The organism is Alkalimonas sp. NCh-2 (assembly GCF_039631345.1).
In the GTDB taxonomy this organism is placed as follows: Bacteria; Pseudomonadota; Gammaproteobacteria; order Enterobacterales; family Alteromonadaceae; genus Alkalimonas; species Alkalimonas mucilaginosa.
Genome location: NZ_JBDIUV010000001.1, coordinates 523,345 through 539,803, shown reverse-complemented (window position 1 = coordinate 539,803; position 16,459 = coordinate 523,345). Strand labels below are relative to the sequence as shown.

The 16,459-nt window shown below is 50.0% G+C and carries 17 protein-coding genes; all 17 read left to right on the top strand.

Annotated features, from left to right (window positions below):
• The first annotated feature begins 4 nt into the window (after positions 1-4).
• The 17 genes from ileS to ABC502_RS02525 all read left to right on the top strand — a co-directional run bounded on the left by ileS (position 5) and on the right by ABC502_RS02525 (position 16,411).
• Complete coding sequence (gene ileS / locus ABC502_RS02605) at positions 5-2,836, top strand: isoleucine--tRNA ligase (protein WP_345914788.1); 2,832 nt, start codon at positions 5-7, stop codon at positions 2,834-2,836.
• The gene (lspA, locus tag ABC502_RS02600; protein ID WP_345915128.1) at positions 2,833-3,342 is read left to right on the top strand and encodes a signal peptidase II; all 510 of its coding nucleotides are present in this window, start codon (positions 2,833-2,835) and stop codon (positions 3,340-3,342) included. Before ileS ends, lspA begins: the two co-directional genes overlap by 4 nt.
• Positions 3,320-3,772, top strand: a complete 453-nt coding sequence (gene fkpB, locus ABC502_RS02595) for an FKBP-type peptidyl-prolyl cis-trans isomerase (RefSeq protein ID WP_330087991.1) — start codon at positions 3,320-3,322, stop codon at positions 3,770-3,772. The genes lspA and fkpB overlap by 23 nt, the downstream gene beginning before the upstream one ends.
• Complete coding sequence (gene ispH, locus ABC502_RS02590) at positions 3,772-4,701, top strand: 4-hydroxy-3-methylbut-2-enyl diphosphate reductase (protein ID WP_330087990.1); 930 nt, start codon at positions 3,772-3,774, stop codon at positions 4,699-4,701. The genes fkpB and ispH overlap by 1 nt, the downstream gene beginning before the upstream one ends.
• 191 nt (positions 4,702-4,892) lie before the next feature.
• Positions 4,893-5,300, top strand: coding sequence for a type IV pilin protein (locus ABC502_RS02585; RefSeq protein ID WP_345914787.1), 408 nt, complete (start codon positions 4,893-4,895; stop codon positions 5,298-5,300).
• The gene (locus ABC502_RS02580) at positions 5,275-5,739 is read left to right on the top strand and encodes a GspH/FimT family pseudopilin (RefSeq protein ID WP_330088014.1); all 465 of its coding nucleotides are present in this window, start codon (positions 5,275-5,277) and stop codon (positions 5,737-5,739) included. Before ABC502_RS02585 ends, ABC502_RS02580 begins: the two co-directional genes overlap by 26 nt.
• A gap of 8 nt (positions 5,740-5,747) precedes the next feature.
• Complete coding sequence (locus tag ABC502_RS02575; protein WP_330087988.1) at positions 5,748-6,206, top strand: prepilin-type cleavage/methylation domain-containing protein; 459 nt, start codon at positions 5,748-5,750, stop codon at positions 6,204-6,206.
• Positions 6,203-6,751, top strand: a complete 549-nt coding sequence (locus ABC502_RS02570) for a prepilin-type N-terminal cleavage/methylation domain-containing protein (protein WP_330087987.1) — start codon at positions 6,203-6,205, stop codon at positions 6,749-6,751. Before ABC502_RS02575 ends, ABC502_RS02570 begins: the two co-directional genes overlap by 4 nt.
• An 11-nt stretch (positions 6,752-6,762) precedes the next feature.
• Positions 6,763-8,508 carry a hypothetical protein gene (locus ABC502_RS02565; RefSeq protein ID WP_345914786.1) on the top strand — a complete coding sequence of 582 codons (1,746 nt, stop codon included), beginning with the start codon at positions 6,763-6,765 and terminating at the stop codon, positions 8,506-8,508.
• A 50-nt stretch (positions 8,509-8,558) separates the two neighbouring features.
• Complete coding sequence (locus ABC502_RS02560) at positions 8,559-9,602, top strand: histidine kinase (protein WP_330087985.1); 1,044 nt, start codon at positions 8,559-8,561, stop codon at positions 9,600-9,602.
• On the top strand, positions 9,599-10,309 hold the full coding sequence (locus ABC502_RS02555) for a LytTR family DNA-binding domain-containing protein (protein ID WP_330087984.1): 711 nt from the start codon (positions 9,599-9,601) through the stop codon (positions 10,307-10,309). The genes ABC502_RS02560 and ABC502_RS02555 overlap by 4 nt, the downstream gene beginning before the upstream one ends.
• A 99-nt stretch (positions 10,310-10,408) precedes the next feature.
• Entirely contained in the window at positions 10,409-10,981 is a 573-nt protein-coding gene (locus ABC502_RS02550; RefSeq protein ID WP_330087983.1) for a GspH/FimT family pseudopilin, read from the top strand.
• 10 nt (positions 10,982-10,991) lie between these two features.
• On the top strand, positions 10,992-11,402 hold the full coding sequence (pilV, locus tag ABC502_RS02545; RefSeq protein WP_330087982.1) for a type IV pilus modification protein PilV: 411 nt from the start codon (positions 10,992-10,994) through the stop codon (positions 11,400-11,402).
• Positions 11,399-12,319, top strand: a complete 921-nt coding sequence (locus ABC502_RS02540) for a prepilin-type N-terminal cleavage/methylation domain-containing protein (RefSeq protein ID WP_345914785.1) — start codon at positions 11,399-11,401, stop codon at positions 12,317-12,319. Before pilV ends, ABC502_RS02540 begins: the two co-directional genes overlap by 4 nt.
• 4 nt (positions 12,320-12,323) lie before the next feature.
• Positions 12,324-12,836, top strand: a complete 513-nt coding sequence (locus tag ABC502_RS02535; protein ID WP_330087980.1) for a PilX N-terminal domain-containing pilus assembly protein — start codon at positions 12,324-12,326, stop codon at positions 12,834-12,836.
• Between the two features lie 18 nt (positions 12,837-12,854).
• Positions 12,855-15,989 carry a PilC/PilY family type IV pilus protein gene (locus ABC502_RS02530; protein WP_345914784.1) on the top strand — a complete coding sequence of 1,045 codons (3,135 nt, stop codon included), beginning with the start codon at positions 12,855-12,857 and terminating at the stop codon, positions 15,987-15,989.
• Complete coding sequence (locus ABC502_RS02525) at positions 15,968-16,411, top strand: type IV pilin protein (RefSeq protein WP_330087978.1); 444 nt, start codon at positions 15,968-15,970, stop codon at positions 16,409-16,411. The genes ABC502_RS02530 and ABC502_RS02525 overlap by 22 nt, the downstream gene beginning before the upstream one ends.
• Positions 16,412-16,459: the final 48 nt, after the last annotated feature.

Below are 16,459 nucleotides of genomic sequence, written 5' to 3'. Positions count from 1 at the left end.
ACGGATGAGTGACTACAAGCATACCCTGAACCTGCCTGAAACCGAGTTTGCTATGCGCGGTAATTTGGCGCAGCGTGAGCCAGCCATGCTGGCTGAGTGGCAACGAGATGGGCTCTACCAGCAAATTCGTGCCGCCAAACAGGGCAAGCCACAGTTTATTTTGCACGATGGTCCGCCCTATGCTAACGGCAACATTCATATTGGTCATGCCGTTAATAAAATTCTGAAAGACATGATCATCAAGGCTAAAACCCTGTCGGATTTTGATGCGCCCTATATTCCCGGTTGGGATTGTCATGGCCTGCCAATTGAGTTGGTAGTAGAAAAAAAATACGGCAAACCGGGGGTGAAGCTAAGCGATGCCGAGTTCCGGCAAAAATGCCGCGAGTATGCTGCGTCGCAAATTGAAGCGCAGAAAGTCGACTTTGTCCGCCTGGGCGTGTTGGCCGACTGGGACAATCCCTACCGGACCATGGATTATGATTTTGAAGCCAATATTATCCGGTCACTGAGCAAAATCATCGACAATGGCCATTTGCAGCAAGGCTTTAAACCGGTGCACTGGTGTACCGATTGTGGCTCAGCATTGGCTGAAGCTGAAGTTGAGTATCAGGACAAAACCTCCCCTGCTATTGATGTGCGCTTTAAGCTGGTAGACGAAGCCGTGGTGGATCGCTTTGATCACCCTGAAGATCACCGCGGCCAAGGCCCGGTTTCAGTGGTGATCTGGACCACGACTCCCTGGACCATCCCGGCCAACCGGGCTGTTGCTGTACATGCAGATCTGGATTACAGCCTGATCCAGGTGGAGCAGGGCGAGCATGGCCCGGAGCGCTTAATCGTTGCGACCGATCTGGTGACGGATGTGATGGCGCGCGCTGGCATTGAGCATTACCATGCGCTTGGCTTTTGCAAAGGCAAGCAACTGGAGTTGGTGGCATTAAAGCATCCGCTGTACGATTTTGAAGTGCCGGTGATTTTGGGTGAGCACGTGACCACTGACTCGGGGACCGGTTGTGTCCATACCGCACCAGGCCACGGTCAGGAAGACTTCGTGGTCGGCCAAAAATATGGTTTGGAAGTCGCGAACCCTGTGGGTGCCAATGGCGTCTATTTACCGGATACGCCGCTTTTTGCCGGTCAACATGTCTTTAAAGCCAACGATTCGGTGGTCGAAGCGCTCAAAGAGCGCCAGGCTCTATTGGTACATAAAGCCTACCAGCACAGTTACCCGCATTGCTGGCGCCACAAAACACCGATAATTTTCCGTGCTACTCCGCAGTGGTTTATCAGCATGGAGCAACAAGGCTTACGAGCCACCTCGTTGCAGCAAATTGCCAACACCCAATGGGTACCCGACTGGGGCCAAAGCCGTATTGAGAAAATGGTGGCCGGGCGGCCAGACTGGTGTATTTCGCGTCAGCGTACCTGGGGTGTGCCTATTGCACTCTTTGTTGATAAAGACACCGGGGCCTTGCATCCGAATACCCCAGCACTGATGGAGCAGGTGGCAGAAAAAGTGGAGCAGCAGGGCATTCAGGCCTGGTTCGATTTAGAGCCGGAGGAACTGCTGAGTGCCGAAGATGCCAGCCGCTATGTCAAAGTGAAAGATACATTGGATGTCTGGTTTGACTCGGGCGTGACCCATGCCTGTGTGGTCGATGCCAGAGCCGAGTTTCAGGGCGCAACCCAGGCTGATTTGTACCTGGAAGGTTCCGATCAACACCGGGGCTGGTTTATGTCGTCCTTGATGACCGGCGTTGGTATTAAAAACCATGCGCCATACAAACAAGTGCTGACCCATGGTTTTACCGTCGATGCCCAGGGCCGGAAAATGTCCAAATCGCTTGGCAATGTGGTGTCACCGCAGCAGGTAATGAACAAGCTGGGTGCAGATATCCTACGGCTTTGGGTGGCGACCACCGATTACACCTCGGAAATGACGGTATCGGATGAAATCCTGAACCGGGCGGCCGATAAATACCGCCGGATCCGCAATACCGCCCGTTTCTTACTGGCCAACCTGAATGGGTTTGATCCTGCCACCGATCAGTTGCCGTTTAATGAGCTGGTTGAGCTGGATTTGTGGATGGTAAGCCGGGCGGCTCAGCTACAAGCGGAAATCATTGAGGCTTACGACAATTACCAGTTCCATCAGGTCAGTCAGAAGCTGATGAATTTCTGTACCATTGAACTGGGCAGTTTTTATCTGGATGTGATTAAAGATCGTCAGTACACAGCCAAAGCCGATAGCCAGGCCAGACGCTCCTGCCAAACGGCGATGTACCACATTGTGCAGGCACTGGTACGCTGGATGGCGCCTATTATGAGCTTCACGGCGCAGGAAATCTGGCAGCAACTGCCGGCTCAGCCAGAGCCTTATGTGCTGATGGATGTCTGGTATTCAGGCTTAGCACAAGTCCCTGCCGGTCGTTTTGACGATGCTTTCTGGCAACAACTGTTGTTGGTACGGGATGAAGTGAACCGGGTGCTGGAAAAAGCCCGTAAGCAGGAAAAGATTGGTGCATCGCTGCAAGCAGAAGTGACTTTATTTGCGACTGCTGAATTAGCCGCCCAGTTGCAACAGTTGCAGGATGAGTTGCGCTTCGTGTTAATCACCAGTACCGCTACGGTCAGCAGCGAAGCGGCACCGGCCGAAGCCGAAGCCACAGATATCGCAGGTTTAAAGGTGCTGGTACAGGCCAGCAGTGCAGTGAAATGCGAGCGCTGCTGGCATTATCGTCATGATGTGGGGGCGGATGCCGCGCATCCGACCATTTGCCTGCGTTGTGTTGATAACGTCAGCGGAGCCGGCGAACAGCGGGAGTTTGCCTGATGCGGTTGTTTCAACAAACCGGTTGGGTATTCTGGTGGCTGGCACTGCTGGTGTTGGTGCTGGATCAAGTAACCAAGCAGTGGGTGCACCACAGCATGGCGTTGTACGATTCGATCCAGCTGTTGCCGTTTTTTAATCTGACCTATGTGCGTAACCCCGGGGCAGCTTTTTCGTTTTTAAGCGATGCCGGTGGCTGGCAGCGCTGGTTTTTTACTGTGGTCGCAGTGGTAATTATTGCGGTGCTTAGTGTGTGGCTCAAACGGCTAAGTCCTAAGGCAACTAAATTAAGCATTGGCTTGTGTCTGATTATCGGCGGGGCCATTGGTAATTTGATTGACCGCTTGTGGCATGGTTATGTGATCGACTTTTTTCATCTGTATTATCAGAACTGGCATTACCCAGCCTTTAACATTGCCGACTCGGCCATCGTGATTGGCGCAGCTTTATTAATATGGGACAGTTTCAGCAATCAGGAGCAAGGCCATGACGACGCCAAACCCCGTTAAACAGCCAGTCAGTGCCGACAGTGCGGTGATTTTTCATGTCGATATTAAATTATCTGATGGCAGTGCTGCTGAAAGCACCCGGGTACATAACAAGCCTGCCAGGATACGTATTGGCGATGGCAGTGTTTCGCCTGCTTTTGAGGCGCAGCTGCTGGGAAAAAGTGCCGGTGATAAGCTCACTTTCACGCTGGCACCTGAAGATGCCTATGGCCAACCGAATCCGGATAATATTTATTATCTGGATCGCAGCAAGTTCAACAGTGACAGTCCGGCCGAAGTAGGGATGATTATTGGTTTTACCATGCCGGATGGCTCCGAGCTGCCAGGCCTGATTCGTGAGGTCGCTGGTCAGTCGGTGACGGTCGATTTTAACCATCCGCTGGCAGGGCAAACCCTAACCTTCCAACTGGAAATTCTGGAGGTACAGTAATGGATATTTTACTGGCCAACCCGCGTGGTTTTTGTGCTGGGGTCGATCGTGCCATCAGTATTGTTGAGCGTGCGTTGGAGCTGTATGAGCATCCGATTTATGTCCGTCATGAAGTGGTGCACAACAAGTTTGTGGTCGATGGTTTGCGTCGCAGCGGCGCTGTCTTTGTCGATGAGTTGGACGAAGTGCCGGATGGCCAGATTGTGATTTTCAGTGCCCATGGTGTGTCGCAAGCGGTGCGTCAGCAAGCCAAAGAGCGTGGGTTGAAAGTCTTTGATGCCACTTGTCCACTGGTGACAAAGGTGCATATGGAAGTAACCCGGGCCAGCCGCAAAGGCATTGAGTGCATTCTTATTGGCCATGCCGGCCATCCGGAAGTGGAAGGCACTATGGGTCAGTACGACAATACGGCCGGTGGTATTTACCTGGTGGAGTCGGTCGAGGATGTGCAACAGTTGCAGGTAAAAAATCCGCAGCAGCTGTGCTTTAGTAGCCAAACCACGCTATCGGTAGATGATACCGCTGATGTGATTGAAGCCTTGCGTCAGCGTTTTCCTGACATTGAAGGCCCACGCAAAGACGATATCTGTTACGCCACTCAGAATCGTCAGGATGCGGTACGGGAACTGGCAGGAAAAGCTGAATTGCTGTTGGTGGTTGGTGCTAAAAATAGCAGCAACTCCAATCGCTTGCGTGAGCTGGCTGAGAAAATGGGCGCCAAAGCTTATCTGATTGATACTGCAGATGACATTCAGCAAAGCTGGCTGGATGGGATGGAGCGGGTCGCGGTGACGGCTGGCGCATCTGCCCCTGAGGTATTAGTACAACAAGTGGTAACCAAACTGCAAAGCTGGGGCGGTCGAACGGTGACCGAGCACCCGGGCCGGGAAGAGAATATTGTTTTTGCCATTCCAGCGGAGCTGCGTTAGCTTTTAATTTTCCTCGCTGTAACTGATTCAGTTACAGCGAGTGGAAAATCTTCCATCTCCTAACAACTTATGGTACAAATAGCGAACAACCTGATGAAACCTAACAGGAACTGCCTTATCGGCTTTTTTAAAAGGTAAAAATGACAGCGTTGTCAATTGGCTAATTTAGCAAGTTGTTTTTAAGGATCTGTATGATACTGCAATGGCGCACTACTTGGTCTGTAGCAAAAGAAAGACAAGGTTTTTCATTGTTGGAGTTGATGGTGGTAGTTGCCATTGTAGGTATTTTGGCGGCAATTGCTTATCCATCCTATCTGGATCATGTCAATACTGGCCGTCGTACGGATGCTCAGCGGTTGCTGCTGGAGCAGGTGAATACTCTGGAGCGCGCATACAGCCGTCAGGGCCGCTATCCTGAGCTGCTGACATTGCCCAGTCATCCCCATTACGAACTGACCTATCAAAGCGCCAACCCGACTGAGTACCTGTTGAGTGCTATTCCGCACTATACGGACAGCCGTTGCGGCACTTTAACCATCGATCAGTTTGGTGTTCGCACTGCTGCTACTGGTGATGCCATTTGTTGGAGAGATCAATAGCATGCAACAAGAGCGTGGTTTTAGCTTGATGGAGCTAATGATCGTATTGGCTATTGCTGCCATCTTAGCCGCAGTGGCTTTACCTTCTTTTGATAGCTGGCTGCAGCAAGAACGCCATACCCGTGCTGTCAATCAATTGCAGGCAATTTACCATTTTGCCCGCAGTGAGGCGGTGAAACGGGAGGCAAGTATTGCGGTAACAGCAACAGCAGCACAGGTGTCCGTTATTGCGTTGGAAGATGAACAGGTGCTGCGTCAGTTTGAACTGTCTTCCCGACTCAGTGTGTCGCTGATGGATGTGGAATTGTTGGCTACTGGTCAGGTGCCGGCATCGGCCCGGTGGCAGGTGCGTGATCCGCGGGGTTATGCAACGGATCGTTGCCTGATCATCTTGCCAAGTGGTCAACTCACCGTCCAGGCTTCGAGTTGCGCTACTTAGGAGGCGATATGCAGCACAAATCAGTGCATGCTGGCTTTGGCTTGTTAGAAGCCATGATTGCTATTTTACTGGCGGCCATTGCTTTATTGGGGCTGGCTGCAGCACAGGCCAGAGCTTTGCAATTTGCCAGCAGCAGTTTGTACAGCACTATCGCCGTGATCCAGGCACAAAATGCCGTGGAGCGGATTTGGCCCTCACTCTGTGCACTGCAGCAAGGCAGCCCCTACGATGCCGCCTTTGTCGCCGCGCTTTTACCCCAGCCTGAGCAGGATCCAGAGCTTTATCAGTTGGAGTTACCAGACAGTGGCGCTTTCCATTTCACCACTGCACCGGATACCAGCCATGCAACGTCAGAGTATCTGGTGCGTATCCGCTGGCAAGACCGACGGATGCAGGATGGCCAGGCTAACGAGCTGGAGTTAGTAGCCAGCTTTCCCTGGTTGCGCAATGGTGGAGGTTGTGAATGATGAACTGTGCTATCCGGGGGATGACGCTGGTTGAGCTGATGGTTGCGCTGGTTTTATCCAGCACCTTGATGCTGGGGGTTGGAGGAGCTTACCTGGCAATAAATCAAACGGTGAGGGAAGTGCAAGACCTGGAGAATGCGCAGGAGGTGCTTCGAAGCAGCCAGTTATTACTGGGACGCAGCATTCGCAGTGCCGATGCGATTGCTGTTGTGGCTGCAGAGCTGCAAGTGCAGCGACTAAACCGGCAGGAGACCGACCTGGATTGTCTGGGAGCCCTGCAAACCACCGCCTTTACTGAGACTTATCGCTTTCATGGGGGGGAGCTGCAATGCCAAATCAATGGAGGAGACTGGGTCACTTTATTAACCGGGTTGCAGGCGTTGGATTTTACAGATCTGGGCGGCGATATGCTAAGGGTTCGGGTGGCTCCGGCTGGCTTACCGCCACATTTTCCAAGAGCGGATCTGAATAGCGATGGTGAGCTGTTGCCTTATGTGCGGTTGGATCTGGCGTTGAAAACCCGGATCCTGGTACGGGAAACCTGAAGGACATGCCGATGAACAACAAACAGCAACAGGGCGTGGCGCTGGTCTTTGTATTGATGCTGACGACCGTCGCCGGTCTGGTGGTATTTACCTCCCTGAACAGCTCTGCAACGCAGGAGCGGATGGCCGGTAACTTCCAAAAAAACCTGAATGCAGAGTGGCAGGCGGAGCGGGCAGTATTTGAAAGTTTTAACCGTTTGAATGCTCTGGTACGAGAAAACCCGCAGGCTTCTGAAGCAGAGTTGCTGTCGCTGGCAGGCTTTGACGCTTTGGCTGGCAGTGGCAACCGGCAGTACCGCAGCACTGCCGAGTGGCAGGATGACCGCTTGGCTGTTTCATCCGCAGGGCAGCGTTACAGCGATGCACTGGCGAGTCGGCAGGCCAGCTTACGCTTGCTGACAGCATCTGGTAGCTCAGGCAGTTCCCCTTTCTTATCCGGTGTTATTGGCTGTGATGGTGTTGGGCTTAATGGCAGTGCTGATATCAGCAGTTACAGTTCAACCGGCGAGATGTTATCGGATCCCGTGGTGGTACAGACGGTGCGTGATGGGGCAGATATTGAGCTAACCGGTGCCAGTGAAATCAGTGGTGATGTGTTGTCAACCGGCAATATCCACCTGGGTACTTCAAAGCCGGTTGCTGGCCGTTTGCATGCCAATGGCAATATCAGGATCAGCTCCACGGCACTGATAACCGGGTCCGTTCAGGCTCTGGGGAATGTGATTTTAAGCAACAGTGCTGTGTTGCAGAGTGAACTGCATACCAATGGTGATATCCAGGTCAGCGGTTTTAGTAGCCTGCTGGGGGGCGTTCGCGGCCGTGGTGGCTTGACCGTCACTAATTTGAATATTAACGCAGCGCATGGTGATTTTACCACCATGCAAGCTATTAGCATGGAGCATTGGATTGGGGCAGCACTTAGTAATCAGGTTATTTCAGGTATGGCGGTGACGCCTGCCGCAGCTGGTCGCATTCATCCTGGCCTCTATGTCGAGCCAGTGCAGCCTTTGGAGGTTGATCAGCCGCATTCAGCAGCAGCGGAGGAGCGGTTGTGTGATCCCCTGAGTATCGTATCCCAGGTGCAGCTGTTGGATGAGCTTGTGTCCTCTGCGTTGCCGTCATTATCGATGACGAATGGCCATGATAGCTATCAATTTACCAGCAGCGAAGGCTTTGTTCAGGCAGGCAGCTTTGCGCTGAACCTGCAGCCTCAAATGGTCACCTTTCTGGAGCGTAGCCGTGCCATCTACGCTTTGGAATCCCTACACTTCGGGGCCAGTACCCGTTTACGTATTGATGGCAATATTACCTTGTATGTGCGTGGTGATGTACGTTTTAGTGGTGCATCGGTATTAAATATCACTGAAGGAAGCAGTTTAACCCTGATCGTTGCCGGACAGGTCGATATGGCGGCAGGGTTAAAAATTAAGGATGATGCAGGCCATACGCCGCAAGGCATCAATGCTGATGGTTATCCGGTACTTGCCATCTATTCTGGCTATCAATCTGGCGATAGTACTGACTATGGTGTGCGCTTTCATGGTGGCGTGCAAGATGCTTATGCGGCTATTTATGCGCCGGAGGCGCATGTGGAAGTAGGTGCGGCTTTGAGGCTTAGAGGCGCTTTTGTTGGTAAAACGATCCAACTAAGCGGGGATGGGCACCTGATCTTTGATCAGGCATTGGCACAGACTGAACCCGGCGGTGGCAGCTCTGAACCGATACCACCGCGCTTTGTGTTTGAGGGCTGGTTTTAACGCATCGACAGCGCTATAGTCAGAAGCAACTTTTTTGCTAGTGTGTTTCGATGAACCAAGCTGACTCTTTCTCCCATCCGCTATTGTTGCCGGCTTTTTGTCAAAACCGCGGTGTGCTGGCTGTGATGGTGTTATCACAAGCTGTGGCTATTTTGCTGGCCTTTGCGCCCGGGGCTCAGGGCGATGTCTGGCTTCGGCTTGGTGTGATCAGCTTATTTGTACACTGGACAACCTTACTTAGTATCACGCTGTTGTGCTATCTAAGGCCCAGGCTGGTGCGCTTTTCACCCCAGTTGCAAGGCGCTGTTGTTTTACTGACCCTGCTACTTTTTACATTGCTGATTAGTCTGTTGGCATGGATGTTTCTTGCCAACTTTGGTTGGCGTCCTCCTACTGGTGTTGCGTACTTTTTCTGGTCCAATTTGTTTGTGGCCATGATAGTTGGCTTGCTGGTGATACAGTTTTGTCTGCTGCATTTAGAGCGAAGTGTCCGTATCGCTGCTCAGTCCAGAGCGGAACTGGATGCTTTGCAAGCCAGGATCCGGCCACACTTTCTCTTTAACAGTTTAAATACCGCAGCCGAATTGATCCATCAGGATCCAAGCGCTGCTGAGCAGGCGCTGCTGGACTTATCGGCATTGTTTCGGGCCGCGATGCAAGCCGGAGGACAGGCATCACTGCGGGATGAAATCGCATTAGCACGGCAGTATTTGTCGTTGGAACAGTGGCGCCTGGGTGCACGCCTGCGGGTCGATTGGCAGTTGGGTGATGCGGTGCCCGAGGTGATGATGCCGGTACTGACGTTGCAGCCGCTATTGGAAAATGCCATTTATCATGGGATTGAACCCGATAAGCATGGTGGCCGCATCTGTATTGAGCTGGTACAAAGCAGACAGGCTGTGACCCTGCTCATTATCAATAGCCTGCCAGATACCAAACGCTCAGCTAAAGGCAATGGCATAGCACTGGATAATATACGCCAACGCCTGGCTCTGTTGTACCAGGACAGGGCACAACTGCATTGCAGCAGCAATGATGGGCATTTTCGGGTGAAGTTGGTATTGCCTTACTCTGAGCCGGAGACTCGGCCATGAAAGTGTTACTGGTTGATGATGAGCCCCTGGCCCGTTCACGTTTAAGGCGGTTATTGCTGGCTTATCCGGAATGGCAGGTGATTGCCGAAGCACAGCATGGGGCAGAGGCGCTGCAGCTGTGTCAGCAACACCAGCCTGATCTGGTGCTGCTGGATATTGAAATGCCTCAGTTAAATGGTCTGGAGGTGGCCAGGACCTTGTCGGAGTTGAGTATTCCGCCGGCTCTGGTCTTTGTAACAGCGCATCCACAGCATGCGCTGGATGCGCTGCAAGTCGCTGCTGCCGGTTATCTGGTGAAACCTATATCCGCAGAGTCGCTGGGGCAGGTATTGCAACGGCTGGCTAAACCAACCCGAGCTTTGTTGGAAGCGCAAAAAGAAAAGGTGATCCGCTATCAACTGGCTGGCAGCATCCGGCAGGTACCTATATCGGCCGTGCTGTATTTGATAGCCGAAGATAAGTATGTGCGCCTGGTTTCCACTGAAGGGGAAGCTTTGCTCGAACAGAGCCTAAAGCAACTGGAGCAACAATACCCGCAATTGTTGCGGATCCACCGCAAAGCACTGATCAATCGTGAGCATTTTATTGCCTTGCATCAAAGTACTCAGGGGTACCAGGTGGAACTAAGAGGCTGCTGTGAACGGTTGGATGTAAGCCGACGCGAAGTTAGCCGTTTAAAGCAATTGCTGCAGCATCGAACGCTCTGACCGTTTATCGGTAGGTCATGCCGTTTATCTGCTTTGGCTGGTAATTCACTGGCTGCGCATTACTCTTATAGAATCTGAAATTATTATGTTGCACTCTATATGCCTGCTGTTGACCCTGGCAAAGAAACGGGATTTACACTGATAGAACTGATGGTGACTGTTGCTGTGTTAGCCGTAGTGCTTTTAGTGGCTGTTCCCTCTTTTGGTAACCTAATACTGTCAAACCGTCTTAACGCACAGGCAAATCAATTGCTGGCTGCTATCGAATACGCTAAAACGGAGGCGGTTAAAAATAATGCTAACGTTATCTTTTGTCACTCTTCGGATGGAACTAGTTGCAGCACAGCACCTGCTGAGGGGTGGCAAGGCTGGCTTGTTGGTATGGCAGCAGCAAACACTGGTGTAGAAGCAGGTAGTGTATTACGTAGTGGTTGGCTGGAATCCTCTCAACTGGTGATTAGGCCTAGTACAACACTAAATAGCACTGACCATCAAATCTTGGTAACGCCGCAAGGCTTACTGCGAACCAGCGAACGAATACCTTTGACTGCTGCGTTGAGAGTTTGTGCGCCTACAGCAACTGTTAAACCGAATGCTCGCAATCTTCGGATTCGATCTGGCGGTCAATTATCTGTTACTAGTGAACAGCATGAAGACTGTTTAGCATCTTAGGAAAAACATAATGAAATCCATGTCATCAGTGACGCAACAAAAAGGTGTTAGTTTACTCGAGGTCCTAATATCTGTGGTGGTGTTGGGAGTAGGTATTCTGGGGGTGGTAGGTTTGCAGTCTGTCAGTTTGCGCAGTACCAACACAGCTCATGAGCGGGCTATGGCGGTGATTCTGACCGAAACACTTTTTGAGGTAATGCGTTCAACGGGGTCAATAGGCAGAACCAATGCATTTGTGATGGATGACTGTGAGGGCGTTGGTGGTATTCCTGTCACCAAAAGTTGGCAGGACGATGTTAAACAAGTGACTGCTGAGTGTGCTGTTGTGGTTTGGAATGATGGTGTTTATACCGTAACCATCGATTGGACGGATCAGCGTTTAAATGCCAGCTCGATTGTTGTGATGGAGGCTCGTCCATGACAACAGGGGAAAAGAGCCATGGCTTTACCCTGGTTGAATTAATGATTGCGCTGGTGCTTGGCCTGGTATTGTTAGCTGGTGTAATCGGAGTTTTTCTTTCAAACCAGGCAACCAGTAGAGTAAATCACGAGTTAGCAACGCTACAAAGCAGTGCCAGACTGGCGTTTCAAATGATGTCACAAGATATTCGTAGTGCTGGTTTTGCTGGATGTAATAACTCTGGGCGCGTTGTCAGTATTATTACAGGTACACCTGACTGGTCTCAATGGCGTGGCGGGATCGAAGGTTTTGCCGCCGGTGTTCATGGTGATAGTGAGTCTTTACGACTGATGTATGGTGCTGGTGATACTGTCTCCGTCTTAAATCATGTTCCGCCGACATTGACTGTCAATAATAGCTCGGCGCTCAGGGTTGGAGATATTGCCATGTTATGTGACGATACTTTATCCAGTGTGTTTCAGGTGTCTGCCAGATCGGATACCTCGATCAACCATGCTGCAGCTGCCCCTCTGAATTGTGCAACAGATTTAGGTTTTGAGTTCCCTTTTGTATGTTCAAGCGCAAGACCCAGGATTTTCCCGGGGGGCTCTATGCTGATGCGTTTTGAATCCGTGCTTTGGCTGGTTGCACCAAGTACTGATAATCCGGATATTAACTCGTTGTATCGTGAAGTAGTGGTTGGAGGAAGTTTAGTTCGCGAAGAAGTACTCTTTGGTGTAGCTAATGTAAGCTTTGCCTACCAGGAGGGGGATTTACCCTTTGGACCCGTCGCGTTTTCGCCAGCTTTAAATATGGGTAATGTAGTGGGTGTTCAGGTTGAGCTGCTGATGGATCCAAGCGCCTTTGTTGCGGCTGATGTGCCAATAGATATGCGAACAATTCGATTTTTTGCCTCAATTCGGAACAGGTTAAGGTAGCGTGATGAGACAAATAAGCCGACAGTCCGGTGCTGTATTGGTTGTGGCATTGTTGTTATTGCTAGCCATCACTTTGGTATCTGTTGCCAGTATGCAGCGCTCGGTGTTGCAGGAACGGATGACAGCAAACATGTATGAGCGCCAGTTGGCTGTACAGCAGGTTGAAGCAGCTTTACGGTTTGCTGAAGATTGGATAGCTGATCAACTCCCCGATCCAAGGGGAAGTATTGCAGCAAACCTCTGGTTCTATGATCTACCTGAGCTTAATGCAATTGACCGCTGGCATGATCCCGTTACGCAATGGCGAACTGCCCCAACAATTAATGTGGATATGTCCGGTACTGCAGAATACTTTATTGAGTATCTGGGAGAGTGGCCATCTCCAGTTAATCCTGATTGCGCCAGTGCAACCACCATTGAGCCGGATTGTTTGTCGCCAACCTTTAGAATCACTGCCCGAAACATTGTTACACCTGGTACTCCAGAAGTGCTGATGCAAACTATCTGGCGTTTGTAAGGTTAAAGAGGATTTTTTATGTTGAATGCCCATGTAATGCCTTCAAAAACAGGGCTCCTGTTTAGCTTAAGCGTGCTGTTTGGAGTGATGACTGCTCATGCTTCCACTGAGCTTGTTATTCCTTCGGTTCCTTTACAAACCGGAAGTGATGTACCATCCAATATCTTATTTATGCTGGACGATTCGGGATCGATGGTCTGGTCGTATATGCCAGATAGTATTAACGCTCTGTGTGGTAATACAACATCCGTTGAGCAAAGAGCTCTAGGGCGCTCTCCCGATGTCAACAGTTCTTACTTTAACCCGGATTTGACATACCGGGCACCATTAAAAGCGGATGGTAGCTCAATGCCTGATGCTAGTTTTACTGCCGCCTGGATCAATGGTTATGCACAAACCGGCACTGTCAATCTTAGCACAAACTACAGAGCAACCTGGCATTATCAGAATGGTGGTGCACGTCAATATTGTGGTGAAGCCGGTGAGGCAGATTATTATTTATTTGATTCAGATCTTTGCGACGACAGAAATAATTACGCTTGCTATAAACGTTATATTGTTGCTGAGCAAGGTACTGATATCCAGCAAAACTTTGCCAATTGGTATTCGTATTACCGAAACCGTATGATGGCATCTAAGGCTGGTATTGGTCGGGCTTTTCAGACATTGCCGCAAACCATGCGTGTGGGTTATGGCCAGCTCAATAAAAGTCCCCGGGTGGTGCGTGGAGTCAGGGCGTTTGAAGGGGCTGGCAAAAATCAATTTTACAATTGGCTTTACGGGCAACCGGATACCACCTCCGGGACTCCTTTGAGGCATACCTTAGTTGCTGCAGGGAATTATTTTAGTACCGATGAACCTTATCTGGCTGATCCACTCAATGCGGGGAGTGGTTTGGTTTCTTGCAGGCAAAACTTTACTGTGTTGATGACTGATGGTTTTTATAATGATAGCTATTCAGGAGTTGGTGATACAGATGGGGATGGTCACAGCAATACACTAGCTGACATCGCCTACCATTATTGGAAAACTGATTTACGGCCGGCTTTACCAAACAATGTGCCTAGTAGCTCTCTGAATCCGGCCAATTGGCAACATATGGTGACCTATGGTGTAGGGCTTGGGGTAGCTGGCACACTTGACCCTGACGTAGCAAAAGACTGGCCTATTAATGACAGTCGTTGGCCCCAACCTAATTCCAATCCACGGAAAATTGATGATTTATTGCACGCTGGAGTGAATAGCCGCGGGGGATTTTTCAGTGCTCAGGACCCTGACACTTTCAGCAAGGAATTGACTAATACGCTTAGAAGCATTGTAAATAGGACTGCTTCTGCATCAAACTTAGCTGCTACGACTACATCATTGCAAGAAGATAACAGTGTGTTTCAGGCTTCATTTAATACATCTTCCTGGAGCGGTGCTTTAGTCAGTCGGGATGCGGATACTTTGAATGTACAGTGGTCGGCTAATTTTCCGCCCTGGACTGCTCGAAATATTCAGTCAAGCCGGGGAGATGGAGCAAATCCAGTTCAGTTTGACTTCACATGGGATAATTTGGTTTCAGAAGAGAAAAGTGTTTTAGGGAATCAAGTAATCGTCGATTATATCCGGGGATTGCAGGCACAAGAAAAAACGGATACTAACCCGACAGGTACCCTACGGGAGCGCACTTCATTGTTGGGTGACATAGCACATTCTTCTCCGGTCTTTGTGGGTGAGTCACCAAACCGTAACTTGCAACGCAATAACTGGGATGGGGCCTCCAGTTATCAGGCATTTTTGAATGCAACAAAATCCCGTGCGCCGAGGTTATACGTGGGTGCTAATGATGGCATGTTGCATAGCTTCATTGCAGATCCTGCCAATGCCGCCGCCGGTCAAGAAACTTTTGCTTACATTCCACAAGCAATGCTGGCTCCTGGCTCGCAACTAAAGAACTTTGCAAATATTGATTATGAACACCGCTTTTTTGTGGATGGTTCACCTACAGTAGCTGATGTCTACATTGGTGGTTCTTGGCGCACCGTTTTGGTAAGCACTCTTGGTCGAGGTGGTAATTGGGTCTTTGCCTTGGATGTGACCAATCCGGCTAATGTGAAAGTGCTTTGGGATATCCAAGTGCCTGAACTTGGCATCATGCCACATAAGCCAGTTATTACCCGCTTAAACAATGACCGTTGGTCTGTAGTGATGGGCTATGGATACAACAACAGTGCAGCAAAATCTGGCTTGTTGGTCATTGACTTAGAAGAAGGTGCTGACGCCCCTATTATCAAACTGGAAACCTCAGGCAGTGGCACTGCTGGTTTGGGTCAGATAGAGGGGTGGGATCATAACAAAAATGGCAATACCGATTGGTTTTTTGCCGGTGATCTCCAGGGAAATGTCTGGAAGTTCGATTTAAGTTCAAGCTCGAGTGTCGCTTGGAGTGTAGCGTATGCGGGGGAGCCTTTGTTTGTAGCCCGAGATGCATCTACTAATCGTCAGCCAATCACCGGTGGTATTACCTTACAAAGCCATCCAGACACAGCAGGGTTGTGGGTGTTTTTTGGAACGGGCAAATTTATCGAAAGTGGTGATAGTGTGAATGATGATATTCAAAGTTGGTATGGCATTAAAGATGGGATGCCAATTACAAGTAGAAGTCAGTTGGTCAATCGGGTAACAACAAACATTACTTATGTAAATCCTGATACTGAAGAAAGCCGCGAAGCCCGGAGTGTCCCTATTGCAGCAGACGATGATATGGATGGTAAACGAGGCTGGGTTATGGACTTGCCTGACGCGAGGGAGCGGATCATCTCGAAACCAAGGTTTATCGGTGGTAATTTGGTCATGAACACCATTATTCCGGATTCGGATTTGTGTAATCCGCAAGGGGACGGCTGGATTATGGCAGTTGATCCATTTAAAGGATCCCGCTTGAATTATCATTTCTTTGATCTATCTCGTGATGATGAGTTCAGTGCGTCAGATGCTTTGCCTGATGGTAGTGCTGCAAGTGGAGTAAAGTTTGATGGTATGCCGGGTGAACCTGTTTTTATTGGTGATAAGATGACAGTAGGTGACTCCAGAGTGTCAATTGATGCCAGTCGGGTTAATTTGCAGATTCGCCGAGGGCGGCTATCATGGCGGGAGATGATAAACTAATGAGAACATCAAATGTGACTCAGCAGGGGATCACTTTAATTGAATTGATGATTGTAGTGGTCATTTTTGGGCTTCTTGCGTCTGTTGCCTATCCTTCGTATCAAAATCATGTTTTGCGAAGTCATCGAACTGCGGCAACAGGTTGCTTATTAGAGCTGTCACAGTTTATGGAACGGACCTATACCCAAAATATGCGATACAACCCTGAGGATTTCGTTTTACCACAGCTACAGTGCAGACAGGAAACCAGTGACCGCTTTGAGTACTCCAGTGAGCAAGCACAGCGTACTTATACGCTAACGGCCACAGCGATAGGTGTGCAAATTAATGATACTGCATGCGCTTCGCTTGGCATGAATCAAGCCGGTACTAAGCTGGTTGGAGGCAGAGATGATGTTGTTGCAGTAAAACATTGCTGGTAGTTTTTTTGGTTTTTGTTTGACTTTTATGGTTGATGTTGTAATTTTATA

Excerpts from the sequence above, each read along its gene's own strand:
- ileS (WP_345914788.1), top strand. The coding sequence starts at position 5 with ATGAGTGACTACAAGCATACCCTGAACCTGCCTGAAACCGAGTTTGCT.
- fkpB (WP_330087991.1), top strand. The coding sequence starts at position 3,320 with ATGACGACGCCAAACCCCGTTAAACAGCCAGTCAGTGCCGACAGTGCG.
- ispH (WP_330087990.1), top strand. The coding sequence starts at position 3,772 with ATGGATATTTTACTGGCCAACCCGCGTGGTTTTTGTGCTGGGGTCGAT.
- ABC502_RS02585 (WP_345914787.1), top strand. The coding sequence starts at position 4,893 with ATGATACTGCAATGGCGCACTACTTGGTCTGTAGCAAAAGAAAGACAA.
- ABC502_RS02580 (WP_330088014.1), top strand. The coding sequence starts at position 5,275 with ATGCCATTTGTTGGAGAGATCAATAGCATGCAACAAGAGCGTGGTTTT.
- ABC502_RS02575 (WP_330087988.1), top strand. The coding sequence starts at position 5,748 with ATGCAGCACAAATCAGTGCATGCTGGCTTTGGCTTGTTAGAAGCCATG.
- ABC502_RS02570 (WP_330087987.1), top strand. The coding sequence starts at position 6,203 with ATGATGAACTGTGCTATCCGGGGGATGACGCTGGTTGAGCTGATGGTT.
- ABC502_RS02565 (WP_345914786.1), top strand. The coding sequence starts at position 6,763 with ATGAACAACAAACAGCAACAGGGCGTGGCGCTGGTCTTTGTATTGATG.
- ABC502_RS02560 (WP_330087985.1), top strand. The coding sequence starts at position 8,559 with ATGAACCAAGCTGACTCTTTCTCCCATCCGCTATTGTTGCCGGCTTTT.
- ABC502_RS02555 (WP_330087984.1), top strand. The coding sequence starts at position 9,599 with ATGAAAGTGTTACTGGTTGATGATGAGCCCCTGGCCCGTTCACGTTTA.
- ABC502_RS02550 (WP_330087983.1), top strand. The coding sequence starts at position 10,409 with ATGCCTGCTGTTGACCCTGGCAAAGAAACGGGATTTACACTGATAGAA.
- pilV (WP_330087982.1), top strand. The coding sequence starts at position 10,992 with ATGAAATCCATGTCATCAGTGACGCAACAAAAAGGTGTTAGTTTACTC.
- ABC502_RS02540 (WP_345914785.1), top strand. The coding sequence starts at position 11,399 with ATGACAACAGGGGAAAAGAGCCATGGCTTTACCCTGGTTGAATTAATG.
- ABC502_RS02535 (WP_330087980.1), top strand. The coding sequence starts at position 12,324 with ATGAGACAAATAAGCCGACAGTCCGGTGCTGTATTGGTTGTGGCATTG.
- ABC502_RS02530 (WP_345914784.1), top strand. The coding sequence starts at position 12,855 with ATGTTGAATGCCCATGTAATGCCTTCAAAAACAGGGCTCCTGTTTAGC.
- ABC502_RS02525 (WP_330087978.1), top strand. The coding sequence starts at position 15,968 with ATGGCGGGAGATGATAAACTAATGAGAACATCAAATGTGACTCAGCAG.